Origin of the sequence: Akkermansia sp. JRP_AM1 (assembly GCF_049262625.1) — a bacterium.
Taxonomy (GTDB): Bacteria; Verrucomicrobiota; Verrucomicrobiia; order Verrucomicrobiales; family Akkermansiaceae; genus Akkermansia; species Akkermansia massiliensis.
The window spans coordinates 2,882,297-2,900,381 of record NZ_CP118234.1; the positions used below are offsets into that span (position 1 = coordinate 2,882,297).

The window sequence follows — 18,085 nt, forward strand, 5'->3', positions numbered from 1 at the left end:
GCGGTTTTCCGGGTTGTGCTCCGCCATGGCGGTCAGCTGGATGCCGCCGCGGGGGAGAAACGGCCTTCTACTTTCAGCCACCGCGGGGAGATGGCGGCTGCCAGGTCATCCGTGATGCGGTTGACGATCTGTTCGTTGAAGGCCGGGTAGTTGCGGTAGGAGGCCAGGTAGTATTTGAGGGATTTGGTTTCCACGCACTTTTCATCCGGAACGTAGGTGATCGTCAGGTGGCAGGAGTCCGGCTGCCCGGTGACGGGGCAGAGGGAGGAGAATTCATGGGTGTCCAGCGTGATGGTGTAGGGACGCGTGCCGCGGTTGGGGAAGGATTCCAGCTTGGCGTCGTCAGGGCTGGTGAAGAAGGAGCTTTGTGAGCCGAGTAGAGTCAGAGGTTCGGACATGGATGGTTGATGTTGTGTTGTAGTGGAAATTCAGTTTTCCTGCGCGGCGGCGTCTTTTTCCTGAACGGGTTCCCTGCCGGGGAATTCTTTCACGTACAGGTCCTGCTGGGGGAAGGGGATGGAGATGCCGTGCTCGTTGAACGCATTATAGATGTGTTCCCGCACGGAGGAAAGGCTGGAGGCCTTCGTCATGACGGGAACCCAGACCCATACGCCCAGATTGACGGAGCTGTCCCCGAAGCTGTCCAGCACCACGCTGGTTTTTTTCACCTTGGAAAGGAAGGGCAGGGAGGACAGCGTTTCCAGAACGATTTGGCGCGCCCGCTCCACGTCCGTTCCGTAGGAGATGCCCACTTCCACCTTGGAGCATTCGAACTTGTGGTTGCGGGTCATGTTGCGGAAGTTCTTGTTGAAGAGCTGGGAGTTCTGGAAGGCGATGATGGAGCCGTCCAGCGTTTCAATCATGGTGGAGCGGTAGCCCAGGGAGGAGACGCGGCCCCGGTAGCCGTCGCATTCGATCATGTCCCCCTGCCGCAGGCGCCCCAGCATCAGGGACAGGCCGCTGATGATGTTTTCAATAGTGTCTTTCAGGGCGAAGCCGATGCCCATGCTCAAGCCGCCCATGACCATCAGCAGCCCGTTGTAGTTGGCGTTCATGATGATGAGGGCCGTGAAGACGAAGAGCCCCCACAGGAACAGGGAGGAAAGCGTCACGAAGGTGGGGATGATGCCCACTTCATAGTCTTCCCCATAGACTTCATGCAGGGTGTTTTTACCGATGAAGATCAGGTAGTTGAGCACAATGGCAATCAGGATGACCGTGATGACGTGGCTCCAGCTGAAGGTGAGCAGGTCCTTGATTTCCGTGGTGGCGAAGATTTTGTTGATGATGAGGTCCCCCATGTCGAAGGTGGCGGCGGGCCAGATGATGCTGAACAGGATGAGGAAGATGGTCAGGCAGGGGAGCACCAGCTTGGAGACGAAGGGGCGGAACCACAGGATCGCCTGCTTGTTCCGTTCCTTCCGGCGGTTTTCATAGTGGTGGAGCAGGTTCCACAGCCCCACCAGGAGCAGGATGCTGGTCATCAGCATGATCCACGTCATCAGCACCAGGAAGGCCATGAAGCTGAACCCGGCCCAGCACAGGCCGCTGCCCAGGATGGTGAGCACCAGGGAGACGGTGGCGAAGAAGCGGTCCAGACGGGGAAGCTTGTGCCGCTGCCGCACCCAGGTCAGCAGGGAGAAGAGGGAAACCAGCGTGAACAGGACGGGCATGGAAATGTCCACGATGATGTTGGGGGCCATGAACATGCGCAGCAGCATGAAGAAGCCGCCCAGGAGCAGGTAGGGCATGTAGATGCGAATGCCGGAGTTAATGGTGCCGTAGGGGAGGCGCGTCACCAGGGAGAACAGGATGGCGCTGACCAGCAGGAGGAATTCCGCTCCCAGGGAGGCCGCGCTTTTCAGCAGGTAGTCCGGCGTGCGCATGGAGGCGATGACGAGGACGATCGCTACGATGAGGATGGTGGTGACGTTGGTGAAGGCGTGGCGCTTGTTGTAGTGGCCCGTCTTTTCCAGCGTTTTCTTGAAGCCCAGGAAGACGATGAGGCGGGAAAGGCAGTAGGAGCACAGGACGATGCCCAGCAGGATGAGCCCGTAGTGCTTGAGCGTTTCCGGGTCCGACGGGAGCTGGAGCTTGCTGTCTGCGGACGTTTCCCAGGCCCCCATGCAAATTTCATACGTCTTGAGCGGCTTGAGGAAGATGTACCGGGCCGCGTTGGACGGCGTGTAGAATACCCGGTTGAAGAGGGAGGTGAACAGCTTGCCGCTTTCATGGTTCAGGGCGTCTATCTTGCCGCCCAGGCTGTTGAAGAGCTCCTTGAGGTAGCTGATCTGCTCCTTTTCCTTGAGCAGGGATTCTTCCAGGGTGCGGCAGGTGTACAGGGCCTCGTCCCTCTGCACCAGGGAGGGTTCCGACAGGTTGTCCGTGTTGACTTCCTCCAGGGATTCCGCCAGTTTTTTGATGCGCCCTATTTCCTTGTCCAGCCGTTCCTCCTGTCCCTGGAAGTCCGGCCTTTGGGCGTAATACGTCTTGACCAGGCTGGTGGCGGCTTTGCAGTAAAAGGCCAGCGTGAAGATTTTCTGATCGTCCAGGGCGTAAAGCACGGCGGACATTTCATACACCCTGGTGTCAAAGTAATTGTAGGTGGCGTCCGCCTCCTTCACCAGCGCCTCCCGGATGGCCATCCTTTTTTCCTCATTCTTTTTCAGGATGGTGATTTCATGGCACAGGGCCATGATGACGGTGTCCATTTCCGAGTGGTCAGGCTCTGCCTGGGGCTGCTCGGGGTCTGGTTCCTGCACCTGTTCCGGAACGGCGGCAGGCGCGCCCTCCTGCTGTGCCGCAGCATGGCCCGCGGCCAGCACACCTGCCAGGAGGAAGGCGGCGCAGCAGCGGAAAAACGTCCGGTAATCAGGGATGCTCATGAACGGTTCCAGTTCTAGGGGCTGGGGGCATCACGGTCAAGGTTATATTCCCCCGCTGCCTGAGACGGCTTTGCGGGGGAAGGCGCGCGCTTTCCGGAGCCTCGTCCGGCCACTTTTTTCAGAAACCGGCATTCCCTGCCCGGCGGGTGGCCCTTATTGATTTCATGATTGATTTTTTAACGGAATATTGGGTAATATATAAATAATTTCATGAATTGTATGAAGGAGCCGGAAATTTTAACCATAGACGCCCACTGCCATTTGTTCAACCACGAGGTCCTTTCCTGGAGGCTCCTGGTGGATTTCATTCTTTCCCGCATGCGTCCACGGGGAACGCGGGCGCGTCTGGAAACGGCGGGAGGCATCAGCGAGTTGAAGAGGATCATCCGTTTTTTCAAGACGGGCTTGATGGATACGGAGAACATTTACGGCAAGCTGCTGGCGGAGGGCGGCTGCAATACCGTCGTGCCGCTGATGTTTGACCTGGATTACTGCATGAAGGGCGCCGATGGGGCTGACGGGCTCCGGCGGCGGAAGGCCTGCAAGAGGAATGTAAAAAGGGAGGCGCGGAAGGAATGGGCCGTGCTCCGGAAGGAGCTTGATGAGCTGGCGGAACAGGCCGGGAGGGGGGACAGGAGGGAAATCGGGGAGATGAAGCAGGCGCTCCGCCGCCTGTCCAGAAAGACGGAACGGCTTCCCCTGGGGAAACGGGATGCGTTCCGGATGCAGGAAGAAGAACTGCTCAAACTGGCGGCGGCGCATCCCGGCCGCGTGCTTCCGTTTTACGTGGTGGACCCCCGCCGCCCCGGCAACTGGCTGCATGGTCCGGACGGGACGATAGACATTTCCCCCATGACGGACAGGCTGGTTCCGGAATTGGGAGGGAAGGGCGGTTTTTACGGCTTCAAGCTGTATTGCCCCAACGGCTATTCCCCTACGGACCCGGCGCTGATGGCCCTGTATGAGTATTGCGAACGGCACGGGGCGCCGCTGACGGCCCATTGCTCCGGCGGCGGCTTTGCCAGTTTTTCCACTTCCATCACGGTGCACGGGCATGTTTACCGGAATGGAGAGGTTGTTCCGCATGACGGCGTTCTGGAGTTCAGGCACTACCGCCTGACGGACAAGCTGCGGGTGAAGGAGAAGGCGGAACTCCTGAACCATCCCCGGCTGTGGGAGAAGGTGATGGAGGCTTTTCCGCGCCTCCGGCTGAACCTGGCCCACTTCGGCTGCCAGGACGAAGGCATGGAATGGACGGAGCTGATTTACGGCATGATGGAGAAGTTTCCCGGACTTCATACGGATTTGTCCTGCATCACGGAGACGGCGAAGCTCAGGGAGATGCGGGAGTACTTTCTCAAGGCCCCGGAACAGGTGCGCCGCAAATTCCTGTTCGGGAGCGATTTTTATCTGAACCTTCTTTTTCTGGACGGGATGAAGGAGTACATGGAGAACTTCCGGAATACGTTTACGGAGCAGGAAAGGCAGGAGCTGATGACGGCCAATCCCTCCGCATTCCTGGGATTGTCCTGACGGAAACAGGAAACGCTCCGGAGGGATGTCCGGAGCGTTTGAAAGAAGGACCGTTCCCGGCGGGAATCAGTTCAGGGAGAACGCACGGATTCTCCGCACGGATTCCTCCCGGCCCAGCAGGGAGAAGACGGAGGAAAGGTCCGGTCCGCCGCTCAGCCCGGTGAGGGCCACGCGGGCGGGGAACATGACGGCTCCCATTTTCATGCCGTTTTCCTTGGCAAAGGCTTTCAGCACGCCGATGAGTTCATGGCCGTCCCATTCCGGTTCCCGCTCCAGCCTGTCCGCCAGTTTGGAAAGCAGTTCCAGGGCTTCCGGCTGGACCTTGGCAACGGCTTCCGGGTCCATGCCCAGGTCAAAGAAGAAGCGGATTTTGTCCGGCACCTCCGCCAGCGTCTGCACCTTCGTCTGCACGGTGGCGATGGCGGCGTCCAGAATCGGGGAGTCCGGCAGTCCGGCATTCAGGCAGAAGGGGCGCGCCCTGGCCGTGAATTCCTCCGGAGCCAGCGCAATGATATGCTGCTGGTTGACCCAGCGGCACTTGGTGATGTCAAATTTGGCGGCGGAGTGGTTGACGGCTTCCAGGGAGAAGCGCTCAATGAGTTCTGCGGGGAGAAGATTTCCGTGTCGTCCTTGGGGGACCAGCCCAGCAGGGCCAGGAAGTTCATCACGCCTTTCGGCAGGAAGCCTTCTTCCGGATACGCGCCCAGGGCCGCGCCTACGTCGCGCTTGGACATCTTGGAACCGTCCTGGTTCAGGATCAGCGGCATGTGGGCGAAGACCGGGGGAGTGACGCCGAAGGCCTCAAACAGTTGGATGTGCTTGGGCGTGTTCATGATGTGGTCTTTCCCGCGGATGACGTGGGTCATCTTCATTTCAATGTCGTCCACCACGTTGACGAAGTGGAAGATGTAGGAGCCGTCCGCCCGGCGGATGGCCATGTCCGGCGTGTTGGAAGCGTCCCGGTAGTCAATGGTGATGTCTCCGCAGATCAGGTCATGGAAGGTGACGGGCTTGGAGCGGTCAAAGCGGAAGCGCCATGCGCCGTCGTCCTCGTACACGCGTCCGGCATCCTGAAGCTTCTTGAAATAGGCGTCGTAAATATCGTTGCGCTGGCTCTGGAAGTAGGGGCCGCAGTCGCCGCCCTTCATGGGGCCTTCATCCCAGTCCAGGCCCAGCCATTCCATGCCGGTGAAGATTGCGCGGGTGGCTTCCTCCGTGTTGCGGGCGTTGTCCGTATCCTCAATGCGGAGAATGAAGGTGCCCCCATCTTGCGGGCGAACAGCCAGTTGAACAGGGCGGTGCGGGCGCCGCCGATGTGGAGGTAGCCCGTGGGGGAAGGTGCGAATCTTGTTCTGACGTGACTCATGATGGGTAAGAGAGTAAGGGCCAGCCTGCCCGCGTCAAGCAGATACAGGGGGTGCATGCCAAAAAACGGGGCTGCGGCGGCGGGGAGGGGCAACGGGCTTTTTTTAGCGCGTTGTCGGCCTTGCGGCTTGCCTGGAAGGGACTTTTAGGCTTCATTTAACGCCGTGTTCTTTTTAAAGCACATATTCCGTCTGCGGGAGAAGTGGCAGATTCAGAGGGATGATGAGGAAAAGCCCTTTCTGGAGCATCTGGATGACCTGCGGACCATGCTGCTGAGGATGGCGCTGTGCCTGACCGTCAGCACGATTCTGTGCGCCGGGTTTGCGTCCAATCTGATGGACATCCTGAGGCGTCCCGTCAACCAGGTGTGGGACATGTTTGAGGAATCCCACCTGCCCGCGGGAATAGGCCTGGAGGCATGGGGGAAGGCCAAGGAAATGGCTACGGCCATGACGAGCCTGGACGACTCCCAGAAGAAATTGCTTCTGCGGCAGGTTTCCCCGTCCCAGGGGGATTTGACGGAGGCCGCCCTGGTGCTCCGCGGCGCGCAGCCCCTGCCGGAGGACAGGAAGAAGATTTTTATCAGGGACGGCAGCCCCACCTCCTCCGTGCGGGAGCTGGCGGAGGCCCTGGATGCCAAGGAAGCCATTCTGACGGACGGCACCGGGCGGGGCGCCCTTAAGATGATGAGCGCGTTCCAGCCGGGGGAGGCGTTCATGCTGACCATCAAGCTTTCCCTGTATGCCGGGGTGGTGATCTCCTTCCCGCTGTTGCTGTACTTCCTGCTGCAATTCATTATTCCCGGACTGCTGGAGCATGAACGCAGGCTGCTGTACAAGTGCATGGCGATCGGCTTCGGGCTGTTCCTGGCGGGTACGCTGTTCTGCTACTTCATCGTGCTTCCCAGGGTGCTGACGTTCTTCTACACGTATTCCCTGGAATTCGGCATTTCCAATGAATGGCGCATCGGCTACTACCTGTCCTTCGCTACGCAGATGATCCTGATGTTCGGCCTGGCGTTTGAACTGCCCGTGGTGGTGATGCCTTTCGTCAAGCTGGGCGTGCTGACCTACGACATGATGAAGGCCACGCGCCGCTACGCCATTGTGGCGATCGCCATCCTGGCCGCGGTCATCACCCCCACGCCGGACGTGGCCACCATGATGCTGATGGCCGTTCCCATGTATGCGCTGTATGAAATATGCATCATCCTGGCCTGGATGCATGAGCGCAAGGAGGCCGCACGCGCACGGGAGGAAGTCGCCCGGTTTGAAGAAGACTTTGACAACAACAATTCTCCCTACAACCAGTAAATACATCCAACCCGCGCCATTATCATGAATCTCCTGGAAATCATCATCCTGGGCATTGTGGAAGGCCTGACCGAGTACCTGCCGGTCAGCTCCACGGGGCACCTGCTCCTGACGGAATCCCTGCTGAACATGTCCCAGAGCAAGGAAGCTCTGGACGCCCTGGCCGTCTGCATCCAGGGAGGGGCCATCCTGGCGGTGCTGAGCCTGTATTTTCCCCGGGTGAAGGCCATGGCGCAGGGCGTGCGCGGCAATAATCCCGCCGGGCTGAAACTGCTGGTCAACCTCATTCTGGCCTTCCTCCCCGCCGCCGTGGTGGGCCTGTGCTGCGCCTCCCTGATCAAGGAATACCTGTTCAACACCTACACGGTGGCTTATTCCTGGATTGTGGGCGGCGGCGTGATTCTGGCGTACTGCGCCTGGCGCGCCAGGGAAGGCCGTTCCAATGAAGGGAACTCCGGAGCCTCCATTGAGAGCCTGACCCCGGCCAGGGCGCTGACGGTGGGCGCTCTCCAGTGCGTCGCCATGATTCCCGGCACCAGCCGGAGCCTGATGACCATGCTGGGCGGCATGTTCGTGGGGCTGAGCGTGGAGGCGGCCGTGGAATTCAGCTTCCTGCTGGGGCTGATTACCCTGGGCGCGGCCACCGTCCATGATGCGTACAAGGACGGGGCGCTGATGCTGGAATCCTTCGGGTGGGAAGCCCTGGCCGTGGGAACGGTTGTGAGCTGGCTGTCCGCATGGCTGGCTGTGAAGTGGATGGTTTCCTACCTGCAAAAGCACAGTTTTGCCGTATTTGGCTGGTACCGCATCGCCATAGGCATCGTGACCCTGGTGCTCCTGTCCATGGGGCTGATGCATTAAAAAACGTTCTCCGGCAGTTGAATGCCGGAGGCCGCCTCCCCTCCGGGCAGGCGGCCTTTTTTATTATTTTCCGCGGCAGGGAAAGGTTCTTTGAAAATGTAACCTGATTGTAACACACGGGATTGATTTTTCAGGCATCATGGGGACATGAACATCACGTGGTGCCTGATAGCCGTATGGGCGGGAATAGCCGGACTGGCGCATTCCCAGGAAATCCGCGACGAGCTGGGCGCCCGGAATATCATTCTGCCGCAGAGGCGCGTGATTCTTCCGGCGGACCGGACGGTCCGGCAGCCGGTCACGATGGAAAAGGTGAATGCCCGCATCCTGGTGAATGGACGCTCCGCCGTGACCACCCTGGAGCTGGATGTGCGGAATAACGGTTCTTCCCCCGCGGAGGCTGAGCTGCTGCTGCCCGTTCCGGAGGGCGTGGTGGTGAAAGGTTTTTATTATGGGGACGGAAAAGCGGAGTGGAAGGCCTCCCTGATGCCAGCGGACGAGGCGCGGCGCCTGTATGACCGCATTGTGGCGCGCAGAAAGGATCCGGCCCTGCTGGAATTTGCGGGGTTCGGGGCCATCCGGTCCAGCGTGTTTCCGGTTCCGCCCAGGTCTTCCGTAAAGCTGGGGATTGTTTACGAACAACTGCTGACCCCTGTGGAGGGGCGTCTGGATTACGTGCTCCCCAGAACGGAAGCTCTTTCCGGGGATGCTCCGTGGACGGTGAGGGTGGAGCTCGCTTCCGGAAAGGACGGTCCGGGCAACCTCTTCACTCCCTCCCATCAGATGGAGCGCCATCAGCTGGAGAATGGAACCGTGGTTCTGACCCTGGCGGAGGAAAGGATGAACCCGGGCCCTTTCCGCCTGTCATGGCTGGAGGCGCGCGGGAAGAAAGGGGAAGCTTCTTCCGGGCCGGAAGCCAGCGTTTACGCCTCTCCTGACGCCTCCGGCGGGAAAAACGGCTATTTTCTGGCGATGGTGGGCAAGGATGTCCGCCCCGGTGAACACTCCATTCTCCGGGAAGTCACGCTGGTGCTGGACAGGTCCGGGAGCATGCGCGGGAACAAGCTCGCCAGCGTGAAGGAGGCGGCCAAGCAGATCGTTTCCGGCCTGAATCCCGGAGAAAGGTTCAATATCATCACTTATAATGAAGGCGTCAATTTATTTGAAGCGGCCCCGGTGGAAAAAAATGGCGCGTCGGAAAAAGCGGCCCATGCATGGCTGGATGCCGTCGTGGCGCGTGGGGGCACCAACATGCACGAGGCGCTGGCCGCCGCCTTGAGCCAGCCTTCCCACGAGGGGATGCTCCCCGTGGTGCTTTTCCTGACGGACGGCCTTCCCACGATCGGCCGCACTTCGGAAAAATCCATTGCGGCCCTGGCGGGGGAAGGAAACAGGGCGGAAAGGCGCATTTTCACCATCGGGGTGGGGGAGGACGTCAACGCCCCCCTGCTGAGGCGCATGGCGGAGATTTCCGGGGGGCTACCGTGCTACATCCTTTCCGGGGAGAATCTGGAGGTCAAGCTCTCGCAGGTATTCCGGCAGTTATACGGCCCCGTCTTCCGGAAGGTGCGCTATACCGTCTGCTCCCCGGACGGCAGGGAACAGCCGGGAAGGGTGCAGGACGCCATACCCTCCGGGGTTCTTCCGGACATTTATTCCGGCAATCCCGCCGTTCTGGCCGGGAGGTACATAGGGACGGAACCTTTCCTGATTAAGGGTACCTGCCTGGACCGGGATAACAGGGAGCAGGTTTTTGCCATTACCGTGGATCCGCAGCGCATCGCCAGCATGAAGGATGATTTTGTAGCCCGGCTGTGGGCCGCGCGCAAGATAGGCAGTCTGGAAACCGCTCTGATGGATATGGGCGGCAGCTCCCCGGCACGGAAGCGCTGAGGTCCAATTCCAAAACGGCGGAATTGGTGGAGGAAATCATGCGGCTTTCACGGGACTTCGGGATCATGAGCTCGGCAGCCTCCTTTTTTGCCGATGACGGCAGTTCCGGCCCATGGCGGCGGGATCATGCCTCCATGGGGAGCAGGGGGAACCTGGAGGGGAAGGTGATGGAGGAATTGCGCGAAGGGCTGGGCGCCATTGCCCTGCAGGAAAATGCCGTAGCCAAGAAGCGGGAACTGACCCTCAACAAGTACAACATCCAGATGGACCGGGAGGGCCGTGCCGTGGCCTTTGACAATACGGCCCAGATTGCCCAGAACGGATATTTCAACAGAAATGGAGTCTGGATGGAAAGCACGGTTCTTGCCATGTCGGACGCGGGCCGCGCCGTGAAGACGGTCCAGGTGGGCACGCCGGAATATGCCGACGTGGCGAACAGGCTCATTCAGTCCAACCGCCAGGGGCTGTTGGCTCTGGATGGCTCCGTCATGATTCTCCTGGATGGAGAAACCGTACTGATGCAAAACAGTTTTCCATAAACAAACAACTAGTAATCAACAATCATGAACCGTATCATCGCATGTACTGCATTAGGGTTGCTGGGCGCAGGATCATTCTGCGCCCAGGCCGAACCCACTCCCGTTCCAACGGACGGCAAGCCTGTTCCGGAAGGAAAGGCCAGATACTCCGTCACTCCGGGACCGGAGGGGGAAAAACAGGACGCTAAAACCGGAACCGTCCTGGTTACGGTGAAAAGCGTGGACGCGGAAAAATCCGCATCAGCCGTGACCGTGACCACCACCGGAAACGGGGTTGTCCTGACGAAGGCCGTGAACGCCGGTCCGGAGAAAGCCATGGGAGCGCGGAATGCCGCCTATTCCGTCACTACGGTGAAAGGAACCGCTCCGGGGGAAATGGAAATCCGTGTGACGCCGCGTGCGGAGGGAGCTTCTTCCGGAATTTCAGCCGTTCCGCCGCAGAAAGGGGTGTTCATCACCAGGAAGGCGGCAAGCCTTCCCGGCGGTTCCGGGAAGGAAGGTATTTTCCGTATCAAGCCAAGCGCGGTTGAACCGGTCAGGGAAGCGGCCTATTCCATCAAAACGGAAGGGAGCGGCTCCGAAAAGCTGACCATAAGCGTGGCTCCCGGTCTGGAAAAAACTTCTTCCGGAGGGGCGGCCGTTCCTGCAAAAGGGGATGTGGTCGTTACCCGGGCTGTCGTGACGGGGAATGTCAAAGGGGTGAAAGACGCCGCCTATTCCGTCACTGTTGCGGACAGAACGGCTCCCGGAGAGGCGGAGATCAGCGTAACGCCGAAGCAGGAGGAGGCTTCCTCCGGAACTCCTGCGGCTCCCGTCCAGGGCGCCGCGGAAAAAGATGACCGCGCCGTCGTTCAGATTGCCCTGTTGCTGGATACCTCCAGCAGCATGAACGGCCTCATCGACCAGGCGCGCACTTATTTGTGGAAGATTGTCAATGACATGACGCTGGCGCGCCAGAACGGCAAATTGCCCGATATCCAGCTTGCCCTGTATGAGTATGGAAACGACGGGCTGTCCTCCAGGGACGCCTGGATACGCCGGGTGCTTCCGTTCACGGATGACCTGGACAAGGTCTCCGAGGAATTGTTCAAGCTGAAAACCTACGGCGGCACGGAATGCTGCGGAGCCGTCATTGACCGGGCCGTGAAGGAGTTAAAATGGAATACGGATGATCCCCATGCGCTGAAGCTGGTCTTCATCGCCGGCAATGAACCCTTCAACCAGGGCAGCGTGCCGTATGCGGAAGCGATTGCGCGCGGGCTGGAGAGGGGCATTACCGTCAATACCATTCATTGCGGCAATGCCGGAGACTCGGATACGCGCCTGTGGAAGGACGGAGCTAAAAAGGGGGACGGCAGCTTTCTCAACATTGACCACAACGCGGCTCCCCCGGACCCGGAAACGCCCTTTGACGGAGAACTTGCCAAGTTGAGTTCCTCCCTGAATGCGACTTACCTGGCTTACGGTTCACCGGAAGTTCAGGCTGAAAGGCTGAGCAAGCAGGAACGCCAGGATACGCTGGCGCTGAAACTGTCGCCTGCGGCTGCCGTAGGGCGGGCCAGCGCCAAGGCGAACAAGGCGGCGTACTCCAATACTTCATGGGACCTGGTGGATTTTTATGACCGGAACGGAGTCCAGGCGCTGGGAGATTTGGGGACTGCCGGGCAGCTCCCCAAGGAACTGGAAGGTAAAACCGCGGAGGAAGTGGAAGCCATCGTGAAAAAGAAGGCGGAGGAGCGCGGAGCCCTGCAGAAGAAGGTAAAGGAGCTGGACGCCCGGCGCAATGAATGGCTGGCCAAATGGAAGCAGCAGAGCGCTTCCAGGGACGCCAAACCGAACACCCTGGAGGACGCCATTATCCAGGCTGTCCGGCAGCAGGCCTCCAAAAAGCAGTTTTCCTTTGTTGAAGAGAACGAAACGGAAGGAAAAGATTCCCCTATGAATGATAGAGTGAAGAAATGAGTGCTCCTGCGGGGCTGTCCGGGAGTGCCGGCGGCCCCGCAGAATTTTTCTTCTGAAAAAACCTGTTTTACCGCAACGTTCCTATTTGATAGATTATTCCGCACATGCACCGCTACCGCATTCTGGTCGTAGAAGACGATCATGCCATTAGAAACGGCCTGGCGGACGCCCTGGCGGTGTCCGGCTATGACGTTTTGTCCGCCAGGGACGGTTATGAGGCCATGGAGATGATTCATGCAGAGGAGTATGACCTGGCCCTGCTGGATGTAGTCCTGCCCGGAGCGAACGGTTTTGAACTGCTGAAACGCATCAGGGAAGACCGCTCCACCGTTCCGGTGCTGATGCTCACCGCCAAGGGCGCGGAGGCGGACAAGGTGAAGGGGCTGAAGCTGGGGGCGGACGATTATGTGGTGAAGCCCTTCAGCCTGCTGGAAGTGCTGGCCAGGATAGAGGCCGTGCTGAGGCGGTCCCCGGAAAGGCCTAGCGCCGTCAACCGCGTCATGCTGCCGGAGGGGCATCTGGATTTTGCCGCCCGCGCCCTGGTTCTGGGGGAGGAGCGGGTGGTGCTGACCACCAAGGAATTTGACCTGGCGCGCCATCTGGCGGCCAATGCCGGAAGAATCATCACCCGTGAGGAAATCCTGGCGAGGGTCTGGAAGATGGACCCCCGGCTGGTGGAAACGCGGAGCATTGACACCACGATCGCCCGCCTGCGGGAAAAAATGGGGAAAAGGAACTCCGCCGTCATCCGCACCCTGAGAGGGCGGGGATATGTTTGGGAGGACGGAGCATGAGCAGCCGTTTTTCCTTCCATTTGCTGTTGTGGTCCTGCCTGCTGATTCTGCTGGGGGTGATGGGATGGCTCAGCCATTCCATGCTGGATGCGGAGAAGCGCAGGCTGGCGGAAACGCACCAGATCCGCCTGGTGGAGCAGAGCCGCCTGGCCCTGTGGCGCATGGATTCCCTGCTGGCCTCCATGATCGCAGGGGAGAACAACCGTTCTCCCGGAGAATATTTCCAGGGGAACGCGCTGGCGGAAGTCCGCAAGGAGGAAGGTGCGATGCCGGATTTGTCCGGCTTTGCCAAGCTGTATTTCCAGATAGACCCGCGGGGAAACGTTTCCTCTCCCCAGAAGGACAGGGAACGGCTGGAATATGTCCTGCAACTGGGAAGATCCGGCTGGGGCAGCCGTGTGGTGGATGCCATGAAGAATTTGCCGAGGCCTGCCTCCATCTCCGCGGGGAATGCCGTGCAGCCGGAGACCGCCCCCCCTGCGGAAGAAGCGGTACAGGTGACTTCCGTCGCCATCATGGATGGAAGGGAGCAGCAGAAGAACGGCTTGCAGCAGGAGCTGGCAGTGGAAAGCAGGAAGGCTTTCCAGCAGGGAATGGAAGACTACAACATGCGTAAAAACCTTTCCAACAGCCAGCAGGAGTACAATGTCAGCGTCAAGGTGAAAAAGAAAGCCATGGAGCCTCCCCGGCGGGCAAAGAAGGAGATTGCGGATTCGGGACGGCTGGTCGTTTCAGGGGAGGTGAATGGCATGGAAAGTCCGGAAGGGGAAGGGGATTGCCTGGATGTGGCTGGTTCCTTGAAAAGGACCGGGAAAAAATTGGAAAGCGGGGCCGGCGATATTGCGGCTCTCCTGGATATGGGTGCCGCGGCATTGACTCTGGACGGGAAGATGGTCCAGTTTGAGGTTCATGAACAAAAGGCGAATCCGGTTCCGGTAAAGGAAAGCCTGGCGGAAATGTCCGTCACCCGCCGTGACGGGTTCGCCAAAACTCCGGAAAGTTACAGGGAGTTCTCCATTTCCTCCCTCCAGCCCAGATGGCAGCAGGGGAAGGAATGTTTCCTGACGCGCCGCATCTCGGACCACGGCCAGGTATGGGTGCAGGGAATCTGGCTGGACTGGGGCAAGTTATCCGCCTACCTGCTGGAGTCCGTAGCCGATATTTTGCCGGAGGCCACCCTGTCTCCCGCCGACGGGCGGGAGGAAAGCTATCTGACCCTGGCCGGAATTCCCGCCATGCTGAATCCGGGCAATCTTCCCTCCATGCCCGCCAATTCCCTGCGGACGGTCTGGAATTCCATGGCGATGGCGTGGTTTTGCGGGCTTCTGGCCCTGTGCGGGGTCATTGGCTTCATGATCGGCCTCATCCGCCTGAGCGAACGCCGCGCCGTATTCGTTTCCGCCGTGACGCATGAACTAAGGACGCCTCTGACTACGTTCAACATGTACACGGAAATGCTTTCTTCCGGACTGGTTCCCAAGGGCAGGGAAATGGCCTATGTGGATATTCTGAAAAATGAGGCGGGCAGGCTGACGCACCTGGTGGACAACGTATTGAGCTACGCGCGGGTGGAGAAAAATTCGGTCTCCCTCCAGCCGGAAAAAATTCCGGTGACGGACCTCGCCTCCGCCGTCATTGCCCGCATCTCCCCCGGCTGGCCGCCGCGGGCATGGACTCCCAGCTTTACGTGGCTCCGGAGCTGCAAGCGGAGGCCGTGACTGCGGACATGACCGCCGTGGAGCAGATCGTGTACAATCTGGCGGACAACGCCGCCAAATACGCATGTTTTGACGGCAGCGTCCTGAAGGTGGAACTGGCACGGGAAAAGCGTTTTCTGGTCATCCGTGTGGAGGATGAAGGGAAAGGCATTTCCGATTCCCTGAAAGGGAAGCTGTTCCGTCCCTTTTCCAGATCCGCGGAGGAGGCCGCCGGAAAACAGCCGGGCGTGGGGCTGGGGCTGGCTTTATCCCGGGAACTGGCGAGAAGCATGGGCGGAGACTTGTGCCTGGAAGAAAGTTCCCACGGATGCCGCTTTGCCCTCAGGATTCCCCTTTCCAGGGCATGAGGGCCTGTTCCGGAAAAACAAAATTCTTTAAATCAGCCGTCATTCAGGTTTTAATCCTTTCCTCACCCTCTTTATTTTTCAAGAACCATTTCCTTTTATGAATACTCCATTCTGCCAAAGCTGCGGCATGCCTCTGGGAAGCAGGGAAGACTGCGGCACCAACCATGACGGAACCTCCAGTGAGGAATATTGCCATTATTGCTTTCAGGACGGCGCATTTACGTCAGAATGCACCATGGAGCAGATGATTGAACATTGCGCCCGGTTTGTGGAGGAATTCAACAAGGAGAATGGTTCCTCCTACACGAAAGAGGAAGCCATTGCCCAAATGACCCTGTTTTTTCCCACGCTGAAACGCTGGAAAAAACAATAGAACGTCTTTTCGTTCCATCCCTTATTCACAGGGAAGGGCCTGTCCTTTTCTCCTTTGTTCGCTGGCCGCCTTCTCCCTGCGGTACGGGATGTCCTGGAATGTTTAAAAACCCCAGGAAGGCGGACGCATATTGTTTAAAGTACCCTTTTTCCTTGTCCGCTTTCGGCTCTCCTGCTGGCCGGAGGCCCGGTTCATAACATGATCCGGGGCTTGTCTTCCTCCGGTTTGCCCGCCTTGCTCAAAACAGCCCCATGGGGAGAACCTTTCAGGGTTTCAGGGGTGGATTATCTCCTCTGCGGTCCATGGGAGCCTCCGGGGCCGGAAGGCCGTGGTGAGGGAGACGGACGGGACGGCGCAGCCGCAGGAGGCGAAGACGGCCTGCTGGGCGCGCTGGCGGACGGCGGCGGGGAAGAAGGCCTGGAAACGGATGGAGGGCTGCTGGGACGGTTCATGCCCGAATGACCCGGACGGGAGGCGGATGGCCTGGAGGAGGGCGTGGATGGACGGCTGGGACGCCCGAAGTCAGGCCTGGAGGGCCGGTTCCCCTCCGGACGGCTGATGCCCGGACGATGCGTGCTCCCGGAATTGCCGGAGCCGGGGCGGTGGGGATTGTTGACGGACGGGCGGGAGGGCTGTCCCGGCTTTCCGAAGTCCGGCCTGCCGTGGCTGCCGCCGGGCTGGCCTATTCCCGGCCGGTTATGGCTGCCGCCCGGATTACTTACGGGCGGACGGTGGGAATTGCCGGGTTTTCCGAAGTCCGGGCGGTGGTTGGGCCTGCCGGGCTGCGGAACCGGCCTGTTGTTGCCCGGGCGGTGGTCCGGACGGAAATGATCCGGCCTGTACTGGGGCTTCATCGGCGGACGCGCCATGGGGCGGCAGTAATGTGGGCGGATGTAGTGCCCGCGGTAATAGGGGGCCGGTCCCCACGTGGGGATGTAGTAATTCGGGCGGATCAGGCTGATGGAATAAATAGGGCTGCCGAACGTGTCATAGGCATAGATGGGCCTGCCTCCGTAATATCCGTAAATGGGATAGCCGGAGTTGTCATACATGTAGGACATGCCGGAGCCGCCGCTGCTGTAGGAGCCTGATACGCTGAAACTGTCATAATAAGGATCATAGCAACTGGACAGGGCGCATCCGAGGGCGGCTGCCAGCAGCGAGTTTTTTAAAATAACGTATGCTTTCATGATGTTGAAACGGGGTGGGGTGTTTTTTCCCTTTGCTTGAAAAGCGGCGGGATAAAAGTACATTTGTTTAAAATTATTTTGCTTGGAAACGGGCTTCCTATTGTCTTAGACTGCAAAAACGTTCTACGTGATGGGAATTCTCTTTCAAGATAAAAAAATCGGCCTGGCCCTGTTGTGTGATAATGCCCCGTATACGCTGGCCATGACGCTGGCGTCCTATGAGAGGTCCGGGCTTCTGAATTATTTTGACGAGGCCTGCGTCGTTTTTCCGGAAAGCGCTGGCAAAGTATGTGAAACGGCGCTTTCATACGGACTTTCCGCGGAGTCTTCTCCGGCGGAGGGCGGCTTCATAGGGGCGCTCCATACGGCGGTCAACGCGCTGGATACGGATTACGTGCTGCTGGCTGAGGATGACTGCATGATCTGGGAGCACCTGCGCGGGGAAACTCTGGAAAACCAGTTGAAACGAGCGGTGGAGCTGCTGATTTCCGGCCAGGCGGACATGGTGCGCCTGCGTCATGCCTGGCGCGGCTGCACGCGCTACAAGGCCGCCTATACGTATTCCTACTTTTATCCCGTGGAGCAGCTGGCCACCATGTGGGTGCATGCGGAAGGCCTGTCGGAAGCACCGGACTGGATCAAGAGCATCCGGCGCTTCTTCCATCCTTTCCGCTCCAAGCGTTCCATCGGCCGATGCGTTTATGTGGAACAAAATCCCCATCTGCGCTTTCCCGAATACATTACCAAGATTGATGAAGGCTACATCATTGACAGTGAGGTTTTCCAATGGACCAACCAGCCCACCCTCATCGCCCGCTCCAGAATCAGGCAGATTCTGACCGGGCTGGCGCAGGCTCCCGGCACCATCGGAAAACTGCCGCAGGACTTTGAAACCGCCGTCAACAACCCGCGGTGGAGGGACGCCCACATGAACATAGGCGTCATCAGGGGAATTTTCACTTAAAGGCGCATGGCGGAAAGCGGAAAGGCGGTGCGGTATGAATGCACTAGGTGCGGCGCATGCTGCCGCTGGGCCGGAGACGTGTGCATTGAGGAGGATGAAGTCCGGGAAATCTCCCGTTTCCTCCACATGGACGAGCAGGCCTTCATTGACGAATGCTGCCGCCTGAGGGCCAACCGGCGCGGATTGTCCATCCGGGATGCGGAGGACGGCGCCTGCATGATGCTGGCGGAAGGCGGCTGCCGGATCAATCCCGTCAAACCGCGCCAGTGCCGGGACTTCCCCAACAAATGGAACTTCCCCGGCTGGCGGGACTTGTGCCGTGCCAGGGAAGTGGAAAAGGAATAAAAG

Annotated in this window: 16 protein-coding genes and 1 pseudogene; 12 read left to right on the plus strand and 5 right to left on the minus strand. The window is 59.3% G+C overall.

Features of this window, described 5'->3' with window-relative positions; genetic code table 11:
* Positions 1–32: 32 nt before the first annotated feature.
* Together queF and PVA48_RS13915 are read right to left on the minus strand one after the other, a co-directional pair.
* Complete coding sequence (gene queF / locus PVA48_RS13910; RefSeq protein ID WP_423231922.1) at positions 33–398, minus strand: preQ(1) synthase; 366 nt, start codon at positions 396–398, stop codon at positions 33–35.
* Between the two features lie 30 nt (positions 399–428).
* Entirely contained in the window at positions 429–2,885 is a 2,457-nt protein-coding gene (locus tag PVA48_RS13915; RefSeq protein ID WP_102728194.1) for a mechanosensitive ion channel family protein, read from the minus strand.
* Positions 2,886–3,095: 210 nt separating this feature from the next.
* Between PVA48_RS13915 and PVA48_RS13920 the strand changes: the two genes are divergently transcribed.
* Complete coding sequence (locus PVA48_RS13920; RefSeq protein ID WP_102728195.1) at positions 3,096–4,418, plus strand: amidohydrolase family protein; 1,323 nt, start codon at positions 3,096–3,098, stop codon at positions 4,416–4,418.
* A gap of 66 nt (positions 4,419–4,484) precedes the next feature.
* Here the strand turns inward: PVA48_RS13920 and PVA48_RS13925 are convergent, their stop codons facing one another.
* Together PVA48_RS13925 and PVA48_RS13930 are read right to left on the minus strand one after the other, a co-directional pair.
* Positions 4,485–4,964 carry a hypothetical protein gene (locus PVA48_RS13925; RefSeq protein WP_423232536.1) on the minus strand — a complete coding sequence of 160 codons (480 nt, stop codon included), beginning with the start codon at positions 4,962–4,964 and terminating at the stop codon, positions 4,485–4,487.
* A pseudogene (locus tag PVA48_RS13930) lies at positions 4,877–5,841 on the minus strand (glutamate--tRNA ligase). The gene PVA48_RS13925 and the pseudogene PVA48_RS13930 overlap by 88 nt, the downstream one beginning before the upstream one ends.
* A gap of 106 nt (positions 5,842–5,947) precedes the next feature.
* Here PVA48_RS13930 and tatC point away from each other — a divergent pair.
* The 9 genes from tatC to PVA48_RS13975 all read left to right on the plus strand — a co-directional run bounded on the left by tatC (position 5,948) and on the right by PVA48_RS13975 (position 15,583).
* Positions 5,948–7,096, plus strand: a complete 1,149-nt coding sequence (gene tatC, locus PVA48_RS13935; protein WP_022398321.1) for a twin-arginine translocase subunit TatC — start codon at positions 5,948–5,950, stop codon at positions 7,094–7,096.
* Between the two features lie 24 nt (positions 7,097–7,120).
* Positions 7,121–7,957 (plus strand): undecaprenyl-diphosphate phosphatase, encoded by an 837-nt coding sequence (locus PVA48_RS13940; RefSeq protein ID WP_022398320.1) that lies wholly within the window; start codon positions 7,121–7,123, stop codon positions 7,955–7,957.
* Between the two features lie 147 nt (positions 7,958–8,104).
* Entirely contained in the window at positions 8,105–9,850 is a 1,746-nt protein-coding gene (locus PVA48_RS13945) for a VIT and vWA domain-containing protein (RefSeq protein ID WP_423231923.1), read from the plus strand.
* 65 nt (positions 9,851–9,915) lie between these two features.
* Complete coding sequence (locus PVA48_RS13950; protein ID WP_423231924.1) at positions 9,916–10,389, plus strand: hypothetical protein; 474 nt, start codon at positions 9,916–9,918, stop codon at positions 10,387–10,389.
* A 24-nt stretch (positions 10,390–10,413) separates the two neighbouring features.
* On the plus strand, positions 10,414–12,351 hold the full coding sequence (locus tag PVA48_RS13955) for a vWA domain-containing protein (RefSeq protein ID WP_146021096.1): 1,938 nt from the start codon (positions 10,414–10,416) through the stop codon (positions 12,349–12,351).
* Positions 12,352–12,455: 104 nt separating this feature from the next.
* Positions 12,456–13,145, plus strand: a complete 690-nt coding sequence (locus PVA48_RS13960) for a response regulator transcription factor (RefSeq protein WP_022398317.1) — start codon at positions 12,456–12,458, stop codon at positions 13,143–13,145.
* Entirely contained in the window at positions 13,142–14,863 is a 1,722-nt protein-coding gene (locus tag PVA48_RS13965; protein WP_423231925.1) for a sensor histidine kinase, read from the plus strand. Before PVA48_RS13960 ends, PVA48_RS13965 begins: the two co-directional genes overlap by 4 nt.
* Positions 14,815–15,210 (plus strand): sensor histidine kinase, encoded by a 396-nt coding sequence (locus PVA48_RS13970; protein WP_423231926.1) that lies wholly within the window; start codon positions 14,815–14,817, stop codon positions 15,208–15,210. Before PVA48_RS13965 ends, PVA48_RS13970 begins: the two co-directional genes overlap by 49 nt.
* A 97-nt stretch (positions 15,211–15,307) precedes the next feature.
* Positions 15,308–15,583, plus strand: coding sequence for a zinc ribbon domain-containing protein (locus PVA48_RS13975; RefSeq protein WP_102728199.1), 276 nt, complete (start codon positions 15,308–15,310; stop codon positions 15,581–15,583).
* A 284-nt stretch (positions 15,584–15,867) separates the two neighbouring features.
* Here PVA48_RS13975 and PVA48_RS13980 read toward each other — a convergent pair whose 3' ends face one another.
* Positions 15,868–16,773, minus strand: coding sequence for a hypothetical protein (locus tag PVA48_RS13980; RefSeq protein WP_146019543.1), 906 nt, complete (start codon positions 16,771–16,773; stop codon positions 15,868–15,870).
* A 127-nt stretch (positions 16,774–16,900) separates the two neighbouring features.
* Between PVA48_RS13980 and PVA48_RS13985 the strand changes: the two genes are divergently transcribed.
* On the plus strand, positions 16,901–17,737 hold the full coding sequence (locus PVA48_RS13985; RefSeq protein ID WP_146017785.1) for a hypothetical protein: 837 nt from the start codon (positions 16,901–16,903) through the stop codon (positions 17,735–17,737).
* Between the two features lie 6 nt (positions 17,738–17,743).
* Positions 17,744–18,082, plus strand: coding sequence for a YkgJ family cysteine cluster protein (locus PVA48_RS13990; RefSeq protein ID WP_102728201.1), 339 nt, complete (start codon positions 17,744–17,746; stop codon positions 18,080–18,082).
* The last annotated feature ends 3 nt before the right edge of the window (positions 18,083–18,085 follow it).